The following is a 21,207-nucleotide window of genomic DNA, read 5'->3' as shown; positions in this document are numbered from 1 at the left end:
GTCACTCTCCTCATTCTGTCTCTCTTTAACGAACGCTCGTCCGGTACCCTTCTGGATTGTGCGCATGCCAATTCCAAGCATCACGGATGATCGTTTCGATGTCGGTGCGTTGTGGTGTCCAGCCGAGAACTTCTTTTGCTTTGGCGGATCCGGCGATTAAGATACTCGGATCCCCTGCACGACGTTCAATGATGCGTTCCGGAATCGGGTGTCCCGTTACGCGACGGGCTGCTTCGATGATTTCTCGCACGGAAAACCCTTGGCTTGAACCGAGGTTAAAGACTGCGCTGTCGTTGCCGTCCGCTAAATAATCGAGTGCTCGTACATGGGCATCAATCAAGTCTTCAACATGGATGTAATCGCGAATGCACGTGCCATCCGGCGTTGGATAATCATCGCCATAGATCGAAATTTCTGCCCGTTGTCGGTTGGCGACTTCAAGGACGAGCGGAATCAAATGTGTTTCTGGTGTATGGTCTTCTCCGATTTCACCTGTTGCCCGTGCACCGGCGACATTGAAGTAGCGTAACGCGACGTAACGTAAGCCATACGCTTGTGCAGACCATCGCATCATCTTCTCCATCATCAACTTCGTCTCGCCATACGCATTCGTCGGACGCGTTTCCGCTGTTTCGAGAATCGGCATCTGTTCCTGTTCACCGTATGTCGCTGCCGTCGAAGAGAAAACGATCTGTTTGATGTCGTGAGCAATCATCGCTTCGAGCAACACTTGTGTCCCGTAAACGTTGTTATCAAAGTAGCGTAATGGTTCCGTCATCGACTCGCCAACGAGTGAAAAAGCAGCGAAATGAACGACTTGTTCAATCGTCTCTTCCGTAAAGACGCGATCGAGAAAAGCACGATCGCGTATATCGCCCTCATATAAACGTGCTTGCGGGTGAACCGCTTCACGATGACCGGACTGCAGATGGTCGATGACGACGACATCCTTTCCGGCATCAATCAATTGATAGACGGCATGGGAGCCGATATAACCAGCTCCACCTACGACTAACGTTGCCATTTAGATGACCTCCCGTTCGATTTCACGTGCTCCGTCACCGACCGTCGCCGTATAGAACGTCGCCGGGTATCCGATCCGTGCTTCATAGTGTTCGCCGACAGCTTGTTTGAACGCGTCGACTGCTTCGTCTTCAACGATCGCAATCGCACAGCCACCAAAACCAGCACCTGTCATCCGTGCGCCGAGCACGCCCGGTTGTTCCCAAGCGGCTTCGACGAGTGTATCGAGTTCAATCCCTGTCACTTCATAATCTTCCCGTAACGAGACGTGTGACGCGTTCATCAACTGACCGAACGTCGTCAGTTCTCCCGCTTCAAGTGCCGCTAGTGCCTGAAGCGTTCGTTCATTTTCTGAAATCGCGTGTCGGGCGCGACGCATCAAACGTTCGTCTTCCCATGCGACTTTCGCAAATTCTGACGTCGTCCATTGTCCGAGTGCTTCCCGTGGCGTGAATTGATTGAGGTAAGCGAGTGCTGACTCACATTCCGCTCGGCGTTCATTGTATTTCGAATCCGCCAGTTCACGGCGTTTGTTCGTATTCATGATGATGATCGTATACCCCGTCAAATCGAGTGGGGCATACGTATAGTCAAGCGTCTCACAATCGAGCAACAATCCCGCTCCCGCTTTTCCCATACCGATCGCAAACTGGTCCATGATGCCACTGTTGACGCCAATATAACGGTTTTCGACTTGTTGTCCAAAGCGGACGAGATCAAGACGTGGAATCTCTAATCCGTATAATCGATCGAGCAAGACACCGATGACGAGTTCAAGCGAAGCCGATGATGAAAGACCAGCTCCATTCGGGATGTCACCTTGAATCAGGATGTCACATCCTGAGTCGATTCGATACCCTGCTTCCTGTAAGACTGTAATCATACCCTTCGCATAGTTCGCCCAACCATGCTTCGCATCATACGCAAGTTCGTCGAGCGCGACTTCGATGATGCCGTCTTGCTCAAAATTCAGTGAGTAAAAGCGGAAACGTTGATCGTCTCGTTTTCGTGCGATCGCATGCGTGCCGAACGTCAACGCACATGGAAAGACGTGACCGCCATTGTAATCCGTATGTTCGCCGATTAAGTTGATCCGTCCTGGTGCAAAGAAGCGATGCGTCGACGGTGAGCCAAACCGCTGTTCAAATTGTTCTTCTAACGTCTGGTCTGTCATACGATCGTCTCCTTTGATTCGAGTAGTGAGAGCGCACGGTGGACTGGCTGAATCCGCAAGCAGCGGGCTTCATAGTCCGTCGTGTAAGAGAATGTTAAGCCTTGTTGCATCAAATAAGCGCCGCTTAACGTCCGGTCCTCGACTTGATAACGCATTGCTGGGTCGAGTCCTTTTAGCTTGAAGTGATACTGATGTGTTCCGTATTGTCGAAGTGGTGCGATCGCAAGTAGGACCGTTTCTTCTTCTGATGTATACTGCATGACGCTTGGCGTCTGTTGTGTAAAAGCAGATAAGCGATACTGGATACCGCGTTGAATCGTCGGACGAATCGCTTGATATGTCTCGATCCAACCTTTTGCTTCCGCAAGTTCATCCGTTGACCACTCGCTTAAGTTACCACCGATGCCGAGTGTGCCTTGCATCGAGGAGACGAAGCGTGTCGCAAGCGGTACGTTGCGTCCATTTAACCAGTTCGGTCCGTCCGTCACCCAGCAACTCATCATTTTCGCATTGTAGGCATACGAGAAGTCGTGCTGAATTTGTAAGCGATCGAGTGGATCGGTGTTATCACTCGTCCAGACTTGTTCTGTCCGTGAGAGGATTCCAAGGTCGATCCGTCCGCCACCACCGGCACAGGCTTCGAAGTCGACCGTCGGATGCAAGCGACGTAATTCGTCAAAGATCCGGTACAATGCATCGACGTGACGTTTCCATAGTTCTTGCTGTCGATCCGTCTGGTCTTTTGGAACGCCTGGTTCCGAGAAGGCACGGTTCATATCCCATTTGATGTAGTCGATCGCGTGACGCGTCAGCAAATCATCCATCATCTCGAGAATGAATTGCTCGACTTCTGGTAATCCGAGGTTTAAGACGTATTGATTCCGTGACGTCGTCCGAACCGCATCGCGCGCATGGTATATCCAATCTGGATGCGCCCGGTATAGATCAGAATCCGGATTGACCATCTCCGGTTCGACCCACAGACCGAATTGTAAGCCTTGTTGTTTCACATACGAGATCAAAGGTTCTAGACCGTTCGGGAACTTTTCCCGATTGACGTGCCAGTCCCCGAGTCCCGCTTGATCGGAATGGCGTTCGCCAAACCACCCGTCATCGACGACGAACAGCTCACAGCCGATTCCTGCTGCCAGATCAACGAGTTCACGTTGACCAGATTCCGTCACATCGAAATAAGTCGCTTCCCATGAGTTATAGAGAACCGGACGCTCCGTCGCTCGCGGCATGATGACGTCACGCTGGAACGCATGCGCATGGGCGCTCATATCCGCGAAACCGTCCGCATAGCCGATGTAGAACGTTGGTGTCGTCAACTGTTGTTGATGTGATAGTTTCCAACTGAAGTCAAACGGATTCATGCCCCCTGATAGTTGGACAAAACCGAACGCATCTTGTTCGACGTGAATCGCCCAGTTGCCGGAATAAGCAAAATGTCCGTAGACGACTTCACCACTGTCTTCTGTCGCGTCCTGCTCAAGTGCGAACCAAGGATTCGCTTGGTGACTTGTCACTCCACGTCGACTTTCAATCGTCTGGCGCCCTGGTGTCACTGGTGTGATCTGTTTCTTGAACTCACCTGTCCACATCCCAGCGAAGTGATGCAGTTTTAAATTCGGTTGATGCCAGCGTCCCATCGCGAAGGACTGGGCTGCTGTCAAACGAACAGGTAATCGGCCTGTGTTTTCGACGACGATCGAACGACCGATGATGTCGTAATCGGCGAACACTTCGTACTGAACTCCGACTCGCATCTCCTGCAAGGGATCAAACAGCCAGAGCGTCAATTTCGTTTCGGTCTGCTCGGAGCGTTCAAACTGGAACTGGTGAATCCGCTGTCCGTCTTCTCGTTCCGATTTCAAAGTCGGCTCCGTGTACAACATCTCGCCGAATGGTACGAAATCGTACGTCGCGACGCCATCTGGTGATTCAAATGAACTGTGTGCGACGATTGGACTCGGTAATGCTTCATAATCATCTCGATATGGTAACTTGGCACCGAAATACGTGTGAATCAGCTTACCGTTCGCACCAATCGTGACGACGTGAGCGACCCGTTTCCCTTCGATGACGAAACGACGTCCTGCTACTTCAAAGATTGCCATGGTTCTCTTCCTCCTTACGTCGTCAGAATCAGTGTCTCAAGTGGTGCGAGCTGGACCGTTCCACGATATGTCTCATCTTTTGTCAATGCTTTGTATGTTGCGTCTAACGTGACGTCCCGCGTTTCTTTCGTGTCATGGTTCATCAAGAAGAGGAAATCACGCTTTTCGCCGTGACGACGCACGATTTCGACTTGATCCGGCGCCTCGATCATCTCGATGCCGGCCTCAGTGAACGCTTGACGGTAAATCGTATCAATCATCGCGTCATCAATCGATGAGCCGATGTAGGTAATCATTCCTTTATAGGCATTGCGCGTCACAGCCGCTACACCCTCGTAGAACGTATCTTTATAGACAGCGAGCGTCTCTGCTGTCGTTGGTGTAATGAGGTCACACCAGAGTCGGGCTGTTGAGGATTGTCCTGCCATCTCGCCGATGCCTGTCACCTGATGTTGCTGAACGGATTGGAGTGACTCGTATTCGTCGATCTCGATGCCCGCATACGGCGCGAACTTACCGGGTAACGTCGTCGGTACGACATGGTTCCGTGCATCCTTGACGCCTGTCCGGTACGTGAAGATGACGTGACCGCCTTGTTCCATGTACGCGATTAAAGCGTCGTCGAACGTTGGATTCGTTAAGAAATAGAGCGGAACGATGATCAGTTTATAACGAGAGAGATCATCACCCGGGAAGACGATGTCGGTTGCGACTTGTTGACGAACCGCTCCACCATAGAAGCGAACGAACTCCGTCCGGAAATCAAACGCATCACTGTGTGGCTGGTGTGTCCACGCCCAAACGTTTTCTTGATCGAAATAGACACCGACTTTCGCGTCGTAACGGCTCGCGTTGATCTCATCACCGTACGTATTCAGTTCCGTCATGATTTGTTTGACTTCTTCGAATTTCCGTTTCGGTTTGCCATCATGATCGATGATGCCGTGACAGAACTCCTCTGTTCCGAAATGAGCAGCCCGAAAGCGGAAGTAGACGATTGCTTCTGCTCCCCGCGCGACCGCTTGGTACGTCCAGAGGCGAATGTGTCCTGGTCGTGGCAAGTAACCGATTTTGCTCCAGCCTTGTGCGCCACTCAACTGTTCCATGACCCAGAACCCTTTTCCTTGCTTCGAAGAACGGCAAAGATCGTGATCACTCGCCATCTTCTCGAACCGGTTCGGCTCCGGTAGTCCACCCCAGACTGGGTAGTTATCGAACGCCACGTAATCGAGGTCTTGCGCCATTTGTTGTTGATTGACCGCCATGTCACTGTAGACCAGATTGTGCGTGATGAAGACGTCCTCTGGAATGTAGCGACGTAAGACATCAACTTGTAATTTGTTGTAGTACGTATAGCCGTCGGCACAGAAGCGATCGAAGTCGACGAGCAAGGATGGGTTGTGTTCCTGATAGACTTTACGCGGTACCGGGATTTGCTCCCACGCCGTGTACGTCTGACTCCAGAAGACGGTTCCCCATGTTTCGTTCAAGGCATCGAGCGTTCCGTAACGGTTCGCTAGCCAACGCTGAAAAGCAGCGCGGTCGACATCGCCGTAAGAACGATCCGATTTCTCATGCCCGTATTCATTATCCGTTTGCCACCCGATGACACGAGGATGTTGACCGTAGCGTTTCGCCATCTCTTCCGTGATCTTGACGGATAGACGCTGGTACGTTTCGCTGTGGACCGTATAATGGCGACGAGCACCAAAGCTGATCGTCACACCATTCTCATCGACCGGTAAGATTTCTGGATACTTTGTACATAACCAAGCCGGTGGTGTCGCAGTTGGTGTTCCGAGTACGATATCGAATCCTTCCGCACTCAAGCGTTCGATGACGTCATCCCAAATGCTGAAGTCATAGACGCCTTCTTCCGGCTCCATCATTGACCAAGCGAATTCCGCGAGACGAACGACGTTGACGCCAAGTTCCTTCATCAGTCGGAAGTCTTCCTCCCATAGTGCTCGTGGTGTTTGTTCTGGATAATAATCGACTCCTAAATACATTGTGCTCCCCCTTACGCAAAAACAATTATTTTACTGCACCCGCCGTCATTCCTTTTTGGAAGAAACGTTGGAAGAAGATATAGAAGATCATCGTCGGTAAACTGATCAAAACAAGTGACGCGTAGATTTTTCCTGGATCCCCACCGAGCGCATCTTTGAAGAAACTTGGTGCCATCGTCACTGTCTGATAGGCAGGATCCGTCATGAACGTAAGAACCATCAAGTATTCGTTCCATGAGTTAAGGAACGCATAGATTAAAGCTGTTGCGAGCGCTGGTTTTGCGAGTGGTAGCATGACTTTGAAGAAGACTTCAAGAATCGTCGCCCCATCGATATACGCCGCTTCCATCAGTTCGTTTGGTAGTTCATCAAAGTACCCTTTGATGAGCATCAGACCGAATGGTAAGAAGAATGCGACTTCCGCTCCGATCAGTCCCCAGTGGTTGTTCAGTCCGTCAAACGAACGGAGCGTGAAGAACAATGGAACGATCATCGAAGCGACGGGTAACATCAGACCCGCTAAGACCATGTTGAACAAAAGGCGTTTTCCAGCAAACTCAAGTTTCGAGAAGGCGAACGCCGCGAATGCCAGAATCGTGATCGAGATGATGATCATGAAGAAGGCAACGAAGAAACTGTTGAAGACGAACGTTGGGAAGTTCGGGTTTTGCAGTGTCGCGATATAGTTGTCGAATCCATTGATTCGGAGACTCTCTTTGAACATGACGAAAATCGGGAATAACCAGACGATTGATGCCAGCACCAATACAAGGTTGATCATCCAGCGGCTTTTTTTAGATTCTACATCCATGGGTCGTTCCTCCTTAGTTATCCATTTTCTTTTGTACGCGCAATTGGAAGTACGTGATGAGTAAGGCAATCGTCAACAGGATGATGGCAACAGCACTCGAGTAACCGACTTCCTGTTGCAACATCGATTTCCGGAATAGATAAGTCGAAATGAACTCCGTCGACGATCCCGGTCCGCCGGCTGTCGTGATCCAGACTAAGTCAAACGTCTTCAGACCACCGATGACACCGAGGATCGAAAGTGTGAACGTCGTTCCTTTCAAGTTCGGGAAGACGATGCTCCACAGTGTCCGGAAGAATCCAGCTCCATCGATTTTTGCTGCTTCGAAGATTTCCTTCTCAATCGTCAACATCGCCATGTAGTACATGACCATTGAAGAACCCGTCCACTGGAAGATGTTGATTGCAATGACGGAATAAAGCGCGATATCCGGGTCACCGAGCCAGTTCTGTTCGAGGCTACCGAGACCAATTGCACGGAGGAACTCATTGATGTAACCAAACTGGAAATCATAGATTTGTGAGAATGCCGCACCGAGTACGACAGGGCTCAAGACGACCGGGAAGAAGAAGACCGACTTCATCGCCGTCCGCATTGGTCCCGGTGTATGCAGGAAGTACGCCAAGACAAGACCGATACCGGCTTGGATCGTGACTGTTAAAATCGTGAAGATGAACGTATTCTTCAGCGAGAGATAGAAGTCTGGATCTTGGAACATCTCAGCATAGTTGTCGAGTCCGACGAACGCTTTGTCAAACGAGATTCCGTCCCACGAGAAGAACGAGTTATAGGCGTTATAGAAGATCCCATAATAGATGAAGCTGACAACGAACAAGACGATCGGGGCAACGAAAGCCCATCCGACCATGTTCCGCTTCATGTTCTTTTTCTTCTTTGGCGCAGGCGTACGTGTCGCTACCGGCTGGAGCGGTTCTGCTTTTGGTTTAATCGGCAATTCCTGTCGCTCTGTCTGCATATGGATTCCCCACTTTCCTCAAGTCCAAAAATCAGGAAGTGGCACGCAGGCGTACCACTTCACTGTCGAGTCTTATTTCGCTGATTGATCCGCTGCGTCTTGAACGCGTTGTAATGCTTCTTTCGGATCTTGTCCTGTCGCGATGTTTTGAAGTTCCTTACCGAGGATATCGTTTAATTTCGTATCCCGGATACCACGGCTAGCAACCGCTTTTGCTAATGTGTCGTTCAACATCTTGTACGACTCTTTTTCACCTTCCGATGTGAAGGCAGCATCTGAATCGACTTTGACGTCCTTGATTCCAGGTGCCATCTCGAACTCACCCATGTAGACTTCTTGTCCTTTTCCTTGGCTCATGAAGGCGATGAACTCCGCTGCACCTTCTTGTTGTTTTGACTCTTTGTTGACACCAAGTGCCATGTCGATCGATGCGATGACGGGTTGCTCTGTTCCGCCTGCTAAGTTCGGGAGTGGAACGAATCCGAGCTCATCATCGATTTTCCATTTTTCTTTTTTCTCTTTCGTCGTCATCGAGTGTGCTTCCCATGAACCGATGACCCACATCGCTGCTTTTTTATCGAAGAATTGGTTCATCCCGTCATTGTACGTCGCTAGACCAAGTGCACCTTCTTGGAAGACTTTATCCTTGAAGAGGTCTTGCCAGATTTGCGCTGTTTTGACCATCTCGTCGTCTGTCCACTTCGCTTCACCCGAAAGAACTTTTTGGATGTAGCCTGGTGCCACTTGGTGACTGAGGACGTTGTAGACGTCGATATCGATCCACGCATCTTTTGCTCCGAGCATGAGTGGGATGACTTTATCGCCTGAGTCTTTGATCTTCTTGACTGCACTGACTGTTTCTTTGTAGTTCTTCGGTGGTGTCACGCCGTATTTGTCGAGCATCGTCTTGTTGTACATCAAGTACGCTTGACCTGTGAAACCGATTGGCACTGCATATTGTTTACCGTCGAGTGTCGTTTGTTCGATTCCAAGCTCGACGAACTTGTCTTTCCAACCTTTGCCGGCTGCTTTATCCATGTACGAATCAACCGGTACGACACGATCCTTGTACTGCTGGATCATCGGTTCTTTTAGACCGATGATGTCTGGACCCTTACCTGACAACATCGCGACTTGTAATTGTTTTTCATAGTCTTCACTGTAACGTTTGAATTGAACGACGTATTTGTCTTGCGATTCGTTGAACGCATCAACGACTGCTTTCCCCGCTTCTGGTTGTGGCGCCCAGCCCCACCATGTGACGATCGTCTTGCCGTCTTTCGTTTTCGTTTGTTGCTCGTCTTCGCCACCACAAGCAGCAAGGAATGCGGATAATGTTAGGACTGATGCTGCAGCAACGAGTTTCGTTTTTTTGAATTTCATGTAAGAGCTCCCCTTTTATGTGTAAGTAGTCAAGCGTATCGTCTAGCGTGTTCCCCTTCAATTTGTGCTTGTTTGCACCATTCTTCGATCACTTTCGTCTGAATCGGCATTCCCTGTAGCTGAATCAATACGCGGGCAATCAATCGAAGACGGTACGCCAGCGTATCAACGTCCGGTCGGACGAAGAGATATAACTCCCCACCGAGCGTCAAACAACCGGCAGAGCGCATGTGTTGCATGAGTGCGCGTAATTCAATGTATCCGCTCTCATTTTTTCGAATGTGTAGCTCGGATGAACGGATCGTCAGGACCCCTTGTACCGATGACATCCGGAATTGAAACACACCGTCACGTCGTGGTCGGACGAGCACGATATCCTGCTCGTCTGTCGGGACATCGCCTGGACCCTGTTCTGTCATCTGTTGCGTCGACCGATGAAAATAAAAACCGCGGATTGCTCCGTAACGCCCGAAAGCTTCACGGTACGAAACCCATGGATCGTATGGTTCCATTGCGCGATGCCTCCCTTTCCTGCTTCAGCTTGATTAGCCCCTGCTAACCTGCATCCACCTCCACTTAGTTGACCATGAACTTAGTAAATTAAATTTATTATCTAACTTTACATCGACTATAGCACATCACTTTTTAATTTGTAAACGGTTTCATTAAATTATTTTTGAATAACAAAACCGATTCCATCTCTTGCTGGTTCGCAAGACACGGAATCGGCTCATTAAATCGTTTGAAATAAACTGTTCGTTGCAAGGGCCGCAGCACTGAGCGCTCCCTGTTTTTCACCCCACGGGACCATCTTGACATCGGTTTCACGTGAAGCAGCGGTCAACGCCGTGTGCTCGACCCGTTCCTTGATTTGATCAACGATCGTAGGTGCGAGCTCGAACATCGGTCCCCCAAGTAAAATCCGGCGTGGATTCAAAAGATGAATCGTATTCAAGACCCCGATTCCGATATATTCCCCCGCCCGTTCATACGCACGAACCGCCTGCTCGTCTCCCTCGTTCAACCGCTTGCGCAAATCAGCAAGCGTCGAGACTTGTGGATCAACGACAGCATAATCCCGTAACAATGCTTTTTCGCCTGCCAACGCTTCAAGACATCCTCGGTTCCCACACGAGCAAATCGGACCATCGAGATCAAGGCGCATATGTCCGACCTCTCCCGTAATATGATGTTGTCCGTCGACAAGCTGTCCGTCGAGCACATAAGCACCCCCGATCCCTTCCCCAGCATAGAGATAGAAGAATTGTTCGACCCCGACGCCTTCACCGAACAATAACTCAAACGAAGCGAGTGCCCGGACATCATTTTCGATGAAGACAGGATAGTCAAAACGTGCTTCGAGTTGTACCTTCAACTCAACGTCATGCAGATGGAATCGTGGAGCAAAAAGAATGACACCTGTCTCTGGATTGACCATCCCGTGGACGGAGATCCCGATTCCGTGAATCGTTCCCCGTCCTTTTGTCTGTGCAATCAAGGTCTCGCATAAGCGACCGATTGCTTCAATCAGTTCTTCATTCGTCTCAAAGCGTCCCACGGCTTCGGACTCATGAATCGTGTTCCCACTTAAATCCGCAACGACACCGATGAATTGGTGACTTGTTGCATCGATGCCGATGACGTATTGCTCTGTTGCGACGAGTTCGAGCATGATCGGTTTTCGTCCCCCATTTGATACCCCAAGCTCTCGCTCCGTCACGAGTTGTTCTGCAATCAATTCACTGACGATGTTTGATACCGTCGGCTTCGTCAAGTTCGTCCGTTGTGCTAACTCGACCCGCGAAATCGGTTGATGCATCCGGATCAGTCGCAAGACGAGTGCTCGATTATAAGAACGCATCCATTTAGAATTACGCGGTGTTTCTTTCGCCATGTCCCCCTCAACCCCTTTGGTCTGTCTCTTTACTATCTTCGCATATTTTGTAAGGGATTTCACGGTCTCACACAAAAACCGTTCATCTGCTGAACGGTTTTTGTGCACTTTCATGCTTCGTCGTATGGTTGTTCCAAGATCAAGACACGTGAACCGTCCGGATTCTCGGTCAGTTCAATTTCGACGATCGCTTGACCGACCAGCAAAACAATCGGTTGAGACGGATCATTCTCGCGAAAGAAACCGATTTTTCCGTGGTGTGCATCCATATAGTCCGCATATAAAAATGTGCCGTTGACGTGTAACTCATCCTTCATGCGATTAAACGTCAGACGTGGAACACCGTACCATGCTTCCCCATTCAAATAAAGCAACGGACGCTCGCCAACCGATTCATTCATCGCCCGTCGGACCTCGATCGCCCCCGTCGTATCGTAATACAATCGATCCTGACCACGTGTCGCGATGACAATCGGATGTTTCTGATACAAGACGACTTCTAAAATTTCATCCGCTTGTTCGACGAAATAACCAGTATCATCCGACTGGGCAAAACTAATCGTATACAATTGCATCCAGGAAACAATATCCGTCACTTGAACCGGTTTATGAAAAAGCGCAGAAACAAGCAGTGTTTCTTGCGGAGTCACAATCAGATTGACGGAGATATCCGCTAAGCGGATCGTCCGGATTTGTGTCGAAGGATACGTATGATCATAACTCGGAACAAGCATCGCTTCATAGTGATCATCCTTTTCAACCAGTTCAATCGATGGCATGCGTCGATCAAAATCCGCAATTTGAATTCGTTTCATCCGACATCTCCTCTCACCTTCTCGAACAGCCTCACGCAAGTTATTACCCAATATCTGGTTTTCGTGCACTCCCCTGAATTCAAAAAACCGGAACGCATGCGTCCCGGTCATTGTAAATACAAATCATATAGTAGATATAGAATGCCTCCGACGATGATTAAAAATGAGAAGATGCCCGTTTTCCCAAAAAAGACGCGATCGATGGTTTCATCTCGTTCGAATCTTTGCTTCGTCATGTAGTACCGCTCCCTTTAACAAGCTCGTAGTACTTCTCTTTTTCGACGTCTCGTATCCAATCCCTTGTTATGATCTGTCATTTCGTTCCATTTGCGAAATAAATCAATGTTTCGGTCTCATCTTCTGTCAACGGTCGTCCTGTCTCTTCTGCATATAAGGTCCGCATGTCCTTCAGTCGTCCTCCGGTCGCTTCTGTTACGCGAATGGCTCGACGCAACATGTTGATCTCTTCTTCAAATTCCGACTTCGGCATCGCTTCTCCATGCGACCAGATATAATAGTCGGCATCTAAACGATCGAGCGCCGCTAATAAACGCGTCGTCCGCTCGACCGTATAATTCACCTCCGGCGAAAAAATATCGGCATACATCGCGTCACCTAAGAACACGGCATGTTCTTCCGGAATGTAGACGAGTAGACTTCCCGGGGAATGATCGTTTTCGACTTCAATCAACTGACAGTGTACCCCGCCCAAATCAAGATCCAGTTTTCCTTCAAAGCCGATCGTCGGTAAAACGACTTCGATATCACGTGTCGAACCGAACTCGAGCTTGATCGCGTCCGCACAAAACGGAATCTCGATGCCTTGATCCATTCGTTCTTGTAACGCTCCATCTGTCCAAGCGTATGGTTGCATCTCCTTCATTCGTTCGATCGTTTGCTTGGTCGCGATTGACGGCAGGTCGAGATGTTTCATCCCAAAAATATGATCCCAGTGCCAGTGGGTCAATGCCAATAAATCAGGTGATCCAAGATTGTGTTTCTTCATTTCTTCTAAGAATAGTGCTGCATGAGCTGACGAGTTTCCCGCATCGATCATCAATTGATGATTTTCCCCACGTACGACGGCGAGAATCGGGCGGTCCGTCTCGCTGACCGGTGTCTGATACCAAATCCGTGAAGTTAGTTGTTTGAAGTGTTGCATGCTCTACCTCCTTATCATCTGCTTTTAGTATACGTCATGACAAAACCGGGTTCATCTAGAAGACGAACCCGGTCTGGTTAGTTATTATTTTTTAGCGTTTGGTCGAAACGGCCACCAGACCCCTTTGCCAAACGATACCGTGATCGCTGGAATCAAGAGTGGTAAGACGATCAAACCATACAAGAGTAGACCTGTGATGACGATCGTCGCGATTTGAACGAGACTCAAGACACCAGACGGCATCATCGCTCCGAAGGTTCCTGCGAGGATGATCGCTGCCGTGATGATGACAGACCCCATCTTTTTCATCGACAGGAACATCGCTTCCTTCGTATCGAGTCCCTTGATCGTCTCTTCCCGGAAACGGTCGAGTAGGAAAATCGAGTAGTCGATACCAAGGGCAATCAACATAACGAATCCGAAGAACGGAACGGCCCAACTGATACCGTCATATCCGAGTCCGTTGACGAAGATCAGCTCTGCGATCGACATCGACGTATAATACGTCAGCAATAACGAACCGATCATGAACAACGGCATGATCAACGAACGGAACATGATTGCTAGAATCACGAAGAGACTGATCAGCATGACCGTCACTGTTCGTTTGAAATCGGCTTTCGACGTATCGTTTAAATCACTGTTGACGCTTGAGATACCACCGTATGCAACACTGCTGTCTTCAAACGGTGTCCCTTTGATTGTCTTCGCTGTCGTCTCTTTGATCGCAGCGACCGTTTGAATCGCTTCCGGAGAATACGGATCATCTTCGAGGATGACTTCGAACTTCAATCCCGTCTGTTGATCGATCGCGTAACGATCAATTGCTGGTTTAAAGGCTTTATCCGACAGCGTATCTTTTGGAACGAACACACCTGTCCCCCGAATCGATGTCGCTTGTCCCATCTCGGTCAGAAGATCGGAAATGTCTTCAAGACCACTTTCAATTTTCGTCAATCCTGCGTTCGCTTGACCGACACCGTCCGCGAGTTGCGTCAACCCACTTCCAAGTTGACCGGCTTGCGCCCCTTGAGACGCAATCCCACTTGCTGCTTGACTGATGCCGGCTTGAACTTGGCTCAATTGACCAGACAAGGCATTCAACGTTCCAACGGTTTGCGGGATGTTTTGGGTCGATTGTAGACCTTGACCGACGAGCGTCAACTGTTGGTTAATTTGCCCAAGTCCGTCTGCTGCTTGTTGCAACTGACTCGCACCTGCTGAAGCCGCATCTCCTGCCGGTAGCTGTCCTGTGATACCGTTGAGATTATCTTCAACGGTCGTCAGACCAGACTGAACATCCGTAAGACCAGCGGTAGCTTTCTTCATGCCATCAGCAACTTGTTTTAATTGACGATCGACGTAGAAATCATTGATGACTTCGCCTGTCGGACGAGAAATCGAACGAACCGATTTGACCCCGTCAATCTTCACCAGTTCGCGACTGAGTTGTTCCGCATAAGGAACTGTTTTTTCAGTAATCAAATCATCGTCACTCTTCAGGATGACGTTGACCGGGAGCGACTCACCTGCACCAAATCCATCCGAGATCGCATTCAGTCCTTTGACCGTCTCATACTTCGCACCAATCTCATCGACGGTATTAAACGAAAGGTCATCATCATACGTAAAGAGTGTCGGGACCGTTATGATCGCAACGATGATCATCGCAAGCAACGGACGACGAATCGATAATCCACCATAATGTGACCACAGTTTACTATCTTGGTGACTCGCCGCCTTCTTCGATGGCCAGAATAGCTTTTCTTTTAGTGTTGCCATGAAGAATGGGACGAGTGTGAACAAGACAAGCAAGAGCACAGCAATCCCGACTGCAACAGCGACCGACGATTTAAAGATCGGGAAGTCCGCAAAACCAATCGCCGAGAAGCCGACGAGAACAGCGAGACCACTGATGAGTAACGTACGCCCTGCTGTCTTATACGTGTTGACAATCGCTGTCTCAACGTCGTGTCCTGCCGTCAACTCTTCCTTGTACCGGCTCAGGAGCAAAATACAATAGTCCGTTCCAATCCCGAACAGGATGGCAACAAGGAAGATTTGCGTATAGTTCGATACCGGGAAGCCGAACCAATCGACGAAAAAGGCGACGAGTGATTGGCTGATCAGGTACGTAAACCCAACCGCAACGAGTGGGACGAACGGTGTGACGACTGAACGGAAGACGAGCAGAAGCAGTCCGAAAATCAATCCGACGGTAATCAGTTCCGTCCGCTTCAGTCCCTCTTGCGAGCTCGTATTGACGTCATCATTGATTAACGCTTCACCCGTTAGATAAATCGTTTGATCCTTTGGTAAGAGGTCCGTCCGGATTTGTTTTGCCAGTTTGACGATCTCTTCTTGCGAACCATCGACCGTGATTGGCACGAGAACTGTCTTTTTGTCTTTTGAGACGAGCTGTCCTTCCGTTTCTTTGTTTTCAAACGGATCCAACACATCCGTGACCGGACGATCAAGTGCTTCTAAATCCTTAACGATTTGCCCGATTGATGTTCGATCGGCATCGCTGACTTTGTCTTTGAGCGGAATGACGAGAGAAATGGTTTCTTCACTTGCCCCCGCTTTTTCTAAAATGTCAGCTGCCCGTTGTGAATCGGCATCATTTGCAAGCTGAATCGCACCTGCTTCTTCTGCTTGTTTAGCTAAGTTTGGTGCCGTAAATAGTAAACCTACTGTGACGATGAGCAATAACGCAAGAATTGCCCAACGCCATTTGACGATTTGTCGCATATCCGATTCTCCTCTTCCTTCGATTCTGTCTTTAGTCGTTCAACTGCAAAATCTCTTTGATCTTCTTAAAGGTTTCGATGAACTGGATGATTTCTTCTTCCTCGACCTTTCCTTCAATCAAATTTTCAAGATACGTATAGATTTCTTGCTCCGCTTCAGTTGCCACTAACCGACCTGATTCCGTCAGTGAGATATACTTCGTCCGGTGGTCGTCTTCTCGTCGTTCGACGATGACGAGACCTTTTTCCGTCAACTTTTTCAGCCGATTCGAGATGGCACTTTTGTGAACACCCTGCACTGCCGCGAGACGCCCAGACGAAATCGGTCCATATTTTCCGACGAGCTTCAACACATGAAGTTGTTCCGGTGAATACATTTGCCAAACGGGTGCTTCGACCGACTTCAACACGCGTTCTGTTCCGTGGATCATGACTTCTTCAAACAGGAGGACTGCTTCACGTAAATTGTCTTTCATTTTTAGTTTACCCCCTAAACTCATGAAGTTAGTTTAGCCCCTCAACTAGAAGTCTGTCAACTCTAAACTGTCACAACTTACCGATGCAGAACATGACCAATTTCTGTATGATAAAGGAAGAGAGGAGCATGCTTATGTTGACTTTGTTTTGGATTGCGTTAGTCATCTGTCTAGTAGGTCTTGTCTTTACGTTACGGATTGCCAAGCAACCAGCAGAAGAAAAGTATGACCACAAAACTTCGGCCAAAAACATGTCTTGGATGTATTTCATTTTTCTTCCGATCATTTTGATTTTATTAGGCATCTTCTATTATTTTTTAACATGATATAAAACAGCACACATCAACCGATGTGTGCTGTTTTATATCACTTCAAGGTTTTCGGACGGACGATATAGATATCGCATTTTGCATAACGGGAGATGTTTTCAGAGACACTCCCGATCATGATGCGTTCCATCGCATTCATCCCGACCGCCCCACAGACGATCAACCCAGCACCGACACGTGGTGCGATGACCTTCGGAATCAATGTTTTTGGAGAGCCATTTTCGATGACCAGTTCAACTGTCTCGACGCCTGCTTCTCGTGCCCGCTTCTCGTAACGATCGAGCAGTCCTTGTGCATATTCCGTGACGTTTTGATCAATGAAACGCTTATTGGCACGTACATTAGCAAATGTCTGAATATCGATGACATGGGCGATGACGAGTTTGGCATGATCGAGTTTGGCGAATTTCACTGCCTTTTCAAAGGCAAGATCTGCCGTCTTTGATCCATCGACTGCCACTAAAATCGTATGATACTGGCTCTCCATCAAGAATCATCCTTTCTGCACGACTCTCTTACAGCATCCGGTCATTTTCATTTTCGAGGGCGCGGTTTTCGTGATCGAGTTTTCGTTCTGCCTCGATCCCTTCTGGTTCTGTCTCCAAAATACTTTTTGGTTCCGGTGCAGGACGTGCTGCACCTGCTTCGTCTGCTAACAGGACATACTCACCTTGTTGGACACGTAAGACATGTTGACGAATATCCGACTCCGGTAATCCGAGTTCCGTGAAGGCGGTTTGAATTTCCTCAGCCGAAGCCGGTTTGCCTGTAAATCGCTCAAATAGCGTCCGTTTTCCAGAGACGAGTTGCGCTGCTGATTGCCCGCGTAACATCGCCATATCGGTTTTGTCTTGCAACACGACATACAAATCTTCTTCTAGATAACCAGCAAAATGTAGATCCTCAATTTTTCGAATCAAATCCGTCTCATTTTGATAGACACCGATCCATTGTTTTTTTCCCATGACACACGTCTCCCCCTTTTATAGCAACTATATGAGATATACCCCAAATTCATCTAAAACATGACTAGGATGAAGAAGACTTCGGCGATTGCTGTCGAAAAAGACGTTGCCGTTTATAGAAGACGTAATAGCACAAGAGTAAAACACATACGATTCCGACCCCTGTTACGATTTGTTGCAGAAGAAAGAGGCGATCGTTAAAGTACAATCCAATCAAATACCAGACGAGCGCGAGACCGAATACCCAATCGGAATGAATGACGACAAACAATAGTCCTCCGATAATCGCTACGATGAGTGCAATCGTACTCCATTGCTGTTCGGAAAGACCAAATAGCGAAGTGAACTGAAAATCCGATAAGATCCGAAATGGTAAAATTAACAGCATCGTGCTCATCCAGGCAAGTAATACTGAAAATGGGGAGCGCATCCAAGGCGAGCGCCGAGGATGATACTGAATTTTCATATAGACTAAACAAAGACTGATGAATGAAATCGTAGTCCAGACGAGTTCCCAAGGTGGTCCGGTCATACTACTGACGCCAAGTGTCAGGAGCGATAACGCGAGCCATCCCCCGATGTCTTCAATCAGTTCTCGATCCGCTGGAAAAGCTCGGACCGGTCGAATACACCAAATTAACAACGTCGTGAACACGACACCTGTAATCGCATCAAAAAAAGGTGCTGGAACAAGAGGCAACGCAGGAAGGGTGACCGGATTTGACCAAACGACGCGCGCTAGCAATGCAAAGAGGAATGCTCCTATATTCATGAGGCGTAAAAATGTTAAATACTGCACGTCCCTCTTCACCTCCTCGTTCATTCTGTTATTCAATTCCCCTTGCAAGAGGCAGAAAAACAAAAATGTCGCTTTGTTCTGTTGCCAAATTCCGGTACGATGAAAAGAAAAGGAGGAACGCGAATGGACGCATTTTTATTGCCCTATCAATATAACTTCATTCGGAATCAAGTCGACCTGTTACAACATCAATTCGCTGCCGTTCATGATCCCGATGTTCGTGATGCTGTCCGGTATAGTGCTGCTGAAAAAATATTCGATCTATTGCCCGTACTTACACCAGAACAGGAAGCGCTGTTGACGAACATTCGTGACGCTGAATCCGAACAGGATCTCCTCGCATATTTAGCACACGTCGAACCATTCGTCCAACCGTTTCCGAGCATTTCTGAATCACGCATCCGTCAGCTCTTCAAAAAAACGAAAAAGTTACATGTTCCGCCACTTTACTCCTTTGAATGGGCTCACACGACGTTTTTAAGCTGGAACGATACCGGAAATCGAAAAAAATACTTCGTCTATCCTTTGGACGGTCAATGGATCGGCGTCGAGGGAACCTATCTGCCATCGATCCAAAAAGGGATTTGTGCGATTTGCCATACGTATAGTGACATCACACTCGTAACCGCAACGACACGTCGTTCAGCTGAACAGCACCAGACGATTGGTCATCATATGTGTATCGACAGCGATGCATGTAATCAAGCTGTGACGAATCCAGAAGTCATTGAAACGTTCTTAGCACGCACGCAAAAGAAATGATAGGCATCAAAAAAACACGTTCGTATGACTGATCCGATGAGGTTCAGTATACGAGCGTGTTTTTGCATGTGACGGCGTTCAGGTGTTCGTTATCGCTGGATCATGTAAGCAAAATTGATTCTTCCCGCGACGTTTTGCCTCATACATCGCTAGGTCTGCTTGCTCGATCAAGTCTGATCGAGAGGCTGCATGCGCAGGATAGATCGCTCCACCAATGCTTGCCGTTACGGGAAGTGGAATGATGCCATGGTGAAACGGCTGTTGGAACAAGGAAACGAGATGTTCTCCACACTGCACCACTTCTGCTTCTTGTTCAACGTCAAATAACAAGACGACGAACTCATCTCCGCCTTGTCTTGAAATGACTGTATTGGGCGGCAGTTTCTTTTGTAAGCGTGTCGTGACATCGACGATGAGTTGATCTCCGACGCGATGACCGTACGTATCGTTAATCTCTTTGAAGTGATCGATATCGATAAAGAATAATCCGACTTGTCCTTCACTCGCTTCCGCCCGGTACAAGGCATCTTGGAACAGTCGCGCAAACAGATACCGATTCGGTAACCCTGTTAAGGCATCGTGGTATGCCATTTGCCGCATCTCCTCCATGGCAGTTGCTAATGCTTCCGTTCGCTCTTCCACCTTCGCTTCGAGATTTTCGCGCAACCGTTGATTGTCAACGACAATCCGGATTTGACGGGAAATCAACAACGGTATGGCAATCATCAGACCAATCGTCAAACCGTTCCAACTAATCGTTTGCCGTGCCATCGTCACGAATAGAATCAATAAGAATAAGTAAGGTGTAATTAAACGTAAGACATCGATCCATCTCCGTGTGACGTCAAGAGGAACGAGCGCTTCTTCAGCGTCAAAGCGATATGCGGCAAGCCCGACGATCATGACAGTCGCTAACCATAACGGATCGAGCCAACTCGAAGGAAATGGATAATCAAATCGTTCTAGGACGACGTATAGGAGGTCGGCAAGTAATTGAAAATGAAATGCGAGTAGAATCAATAATAACGATCCGCCATTACCACGTTTCATCAAACCAAAGAATAAGACAATCATTCCGCCGAGCAACAATAAATCACCGATCGGATAACGAAGCCATAAAAGCGTTTCGATCGTCAGCAAGGCATTTGCTTCTAAATAGGGTGTCACTAAGTAGTGCCACGAGAGCGATCCAGCAACGACTAAAATGATGAACTCATCGAACAAAAAGACCCGCAAATTGACTTCTTGCCGTCGATTGCGAAGGAAATAACCGAAAGCAATGATATAGATCAAGATTTGAAGACTAAAGATCAAGTCAATCCAATCAAACGGTTCCGTTCGCGTACGTCCTTGGAGAAAGTATAGGAGCTGTCCACATTCGCCGATACCAAGCATCGCATTAGCGAATAATAATAGAAAAAATAAGCGGTAAGTAAAAGGGCGTCTTGCCTGGCGTCGCTGTGCCCGCCAAATCAAATAGAGGGAGATCGTTACACCACCGATCGTGAACAGACTGTTGACGACTTGTCCGATTGCCGTATCCGTGCCCACATACGTCACCCAGCCGATATGAAACAGTAACCAGCCTATAACGACTCCCAGCCATTTCTCATACATGACGATTCCCCCTTTCCTTTTTTAACCATAGTTCGTTTGTCCTATAGGTATATCGGTTCAGGATTGCTGTTTATTCACTCTTTTTTTATTTTATTGAAATCTTTTTTGACAAGATTACTCGTTTTAAACATAAGAAAAAACC

20 protein-coding genes are annotated in these 21,207 nt (G+C 48.3%); 2 read left to right on the top strand and 18 right to left on the bottom strand.

What is annotated here, in order from left to right; genetic code table 11:
- Nucleotides 1-25 precede the first annotated feature (25 nt).
- From galE to AC3B4V_RS10430, 14 genes are all read right to left on the bottom strand, one after another.
- Nucleotides 26-1,024: a UDP-glucose 4-epimerase GalE gene (gene galE / locus AC3B4V_RS10495; protein ID WP_214725013.1), complete on the bottom strand. Its 999-nt coding sequence runs from the start codon at nucleotides 1,022-1,024 to the stop codon at nucleotides 26-28.
- On the bottom strand, nucleotides 1,025-2,197 hold the full coding sequence (locus AC3B4V_RS10490; protein WP_488378362.1) for a galactokinase: 1,173 nt from the start codon (nucleotides 2,195-2,197) through the stop codon (nucleotides 1,025-1,027).
- Nucleotides 2,194-4,317, bottom strand: a complete 2,124-nt coding sequence (locus tag AC3B4V_RS10485; protein WP_290716882.1) for an alpha-galactosidase — start codon at nucleotides 4,315-4,317, stop codon at nucleotides 2,194-2,196. Before AC3B4V_RS10485 ends, AC3B4V_RS10490 begins: the two co-directional genes overlap by 4 nt.
- Nucleotides 4,318-4,331: 14 nt before the next feature.
- On the bottom strand, nucleotides 4,332-6,326 hold the full coding sequence (locus AC3B4V_RS10480) for a beta-galactosidase (RefSeq protein ID WP_488378361.1): 1,995 nt from the start codon (nucleotides 6,324-6,326) through the stop codon (nucleotides 4,332-4,334).
- Between the two features lie 25 nt (nucleotides 6,327-6,351).
- Nucleotides 6,352-7,137, bottom strand: coding sequence for a carbohydrate ABC transporter permease (locus AC3B4V_RS10475; protein ID WP_023466970.1), 786 nt, complete (start codon nucleotides 7,135-7,137; stop codon nucleotides 6,352-6,354).
- Nucleotides 7,138-7,150: 13 nt separating this feature from the next.
- On the bottom strand, nucleotides 7,151-8,113 hold the full coding sequence (locus tag AC3B4V_RS10470) for a carbohydrate ABC transporter permease (protein ID WP_214725005.1): 963 nt from the start codon (nucleotides 8,111-8,113) through the stop codon (nucleotides 7,151-7,153).
- A gap of 72 nt (nucleotides 8,114-8,185) precedes the next feature.
- Nucleotides 8,186-9,496 carry an ABC transporter substrate-binding protein gene (locus AC3B4V_RS10465; protein ID WP_050678942.1) on the bottom strand — a complete coding sequence of 437 codons (1,311 nt, stop codon included), beginning with the start codon at nucleotides 9,494-9,496 and terminating at the stop codon, nucleotides 8,186-8,188.
- A 29-nt stretch (nucleotides 9,497-9,525) separates the two neighbouring features.
- Nucleotides 9,526-10,008, bottom strand: a complete 483-nt coding sequence (locus tag AC3B4V_RS10460; RefSeq protein WP_050678941.1) for a hypothetical protein — start codon at nucleotides 10,006-10,008, stop codon at nucleotides 9,526-9,528.
- A 221-nt stretch (nucleotides 10,009-10,229) separates the two neighbouring features.
- Entirely contained in the window at nucleotides 10,230-11,390 is a 1,161-nt protein-coding gene (locus AC3B4V_RS10455; protein ID WP_023466966.1) for an ROK family transcriptional regulator, read from the bottom strand.
- Between the two features lie 110 nt (nucleotides 11,391-11,500).
- Nucleotides 11,501-12,205 (bottom strand): hypothetical protein, encoded by a 705-nt coding sequence (locus AC3B4V_RS10450; protein ID WP_058714012.1) that lies wholly within the window; start codon nucleotides 12,203-12,205, stop codon nucleotides 11,501-11,503.
- 107 nt (nucleotides 12,206-12,312) lie between these two features.
- Nucleotides 12,313-12,441, bottom strand: coding sequence for a hypothetical protein (locus tag AC3B4V_RS10445; protein ID WP_488378360.1), 129 nt, complete (start codon nucleotides 12,439-12,441; stop codon nucleotides 12,313-12,315).
- A 77-nt stretch (nucleotides 12,442-12,518) separates the two neighbouring features.
- On the bottom strand, nucleotides 12,519-13,367 hold the full coding sequence (locus tag AC3B4V_RS10440) for an MBL fold metallo-hydrolase (protein ID WP_488378359.1): 849 nt from the start codon (nucleotides 13,365-13,367) through the stop codon (nucleotides 12,519-12,521).
- Nucleotides 13,368-13,451: 84 nt separating this feature from the next.
- The gene (locus AC3B4V_RS10435; protein ID WP_373953182.1) at nucleotides 13,452-16,118 is read right to left on the bottom strand and encodes an MMPL family transporter; all 2,667 of its coding nucleotides are present in this window, start codon (nucleotides 16,116-16,118) and stop codon (nucleotides 13,452-13,454) included.
- Nucleotides 16,119-16,149: 31 nt separating this feature from the next.
- Entirely contained in the window at nucleotides 16,150-16,593 is a 444-nt protein-coding gene (locus AC3B4V_RS10430; protein ID WP_029343331.1) for a MarR family transcriptional regulator, read from the bottom strand.
- A 128-nt stretch (nucleotides 16,594-16,721) separates the two neighbouring features.
- Here AC3B4V_RS10430 and AC3B4V_RS10425 point away from each other — a divergent pair, with 128 nt between their 5' ends.
- Nucleotides 16,722-16,919: a hypothetical protein gene (locus tag AC3B4V_RS10425; protein WP_023466956.1), complete on the top strand. Its 198-nt coding sequence runs from the start codon at nucleotides 16,722-16,724 to the stop codon at nucleotides 16,917-16,919.
- Between the two features lie 40 nt (nucleotides 16,920-16,959).
- On the opposite strand, the gene AC3B4V_RS10420 is transcribed toward AC3B4V_RS10425, so the two are convergent.
- From AC3B4V_RS10420 to AC3B4V_RS10410, 3 genes are all read right to left on the bottom strand, one after another.
- A complete protein-coding gene (locus AC3B4V_RS10420; protein WP_023466954.1) occupies nucleotides 16,960-17,409 on the bottom strand; it encodes a universal stress protein in 450 nt (149 codons plus the stop codon).
- Between the two features lie 28 nt (nucleotides 17,410-17,437).
- Nucleotides 17,438-17,887 (bottom strand): general stress protein, encoded by a 450-nt coding sequence (locus AC3B4V_RS10415; RefSeq protein ID WP_050678937.1) that lies wholly within the window; start codon nucleotides 17,885-17,887, stop codon nucleotides 17,438-17,440.
- 64 nt (nucleotides 17,888-17,951) lie between these two features.
- Nucleotides 17,952-18,686 carry a hypothetical protein gene (locus tag AC3B4V_RS10410; RefSeq protein WP_064300587.1) on the bottom strand — a complete coding sequence of 245 codons (735 nt, stop codon included), beginning with the start codon at nucleotides 18,684-18,686 and terminating at the stop codon, nucleotides 17,952-17,954.
- Nucleotides 18,687-18,809: 123 nt separating this feature from the next.
- Between AC3B4V_RS10410 and AC3B4V_RS10405 the strand changes: the two genes are divergently transcribed.
- Nucleotides 18,810-19,448, top strand: coding sequence for a FusB/FusC family EF-G-binding protein (locus AC3B4V_RS10405; protein ID WP_488378358.1), 639 nt, complete (start codon nucleotides 18,810-18,812; stop codon nucleotides 19,446-19,448).
- Nucleotides 19,449-19,526: 78 nt separating this feature from the next.
- Here the strand turns inward: AC3B4V_RS10405 and AC3B4V_RS10400 are convergent, their stop codons facing one another.
- Nucleotides 19,527-21,065, bottom strand: a complete 1,539-nt coding sequence (locus AC3B4V_RS10400; protein ID WP_488378357.1) for a diguanylate cyclase domain-containing protein — start codon at nucleotides 21,063-21,065, stop codon at nucleotides 19,527-19,529.
- Nucleotides 21,066-21,207: the final 142 nt, after the last annotated feature.

The sequence above is a fragment of the Exiguobacterium sp. E17S genome (assembly GCF_057772545.1).
The sequence above is the reverse complement of the archived record's forward strand: the minus strand, read 5'-3'. Positions and strand labels throughout refer to the sequence as shown.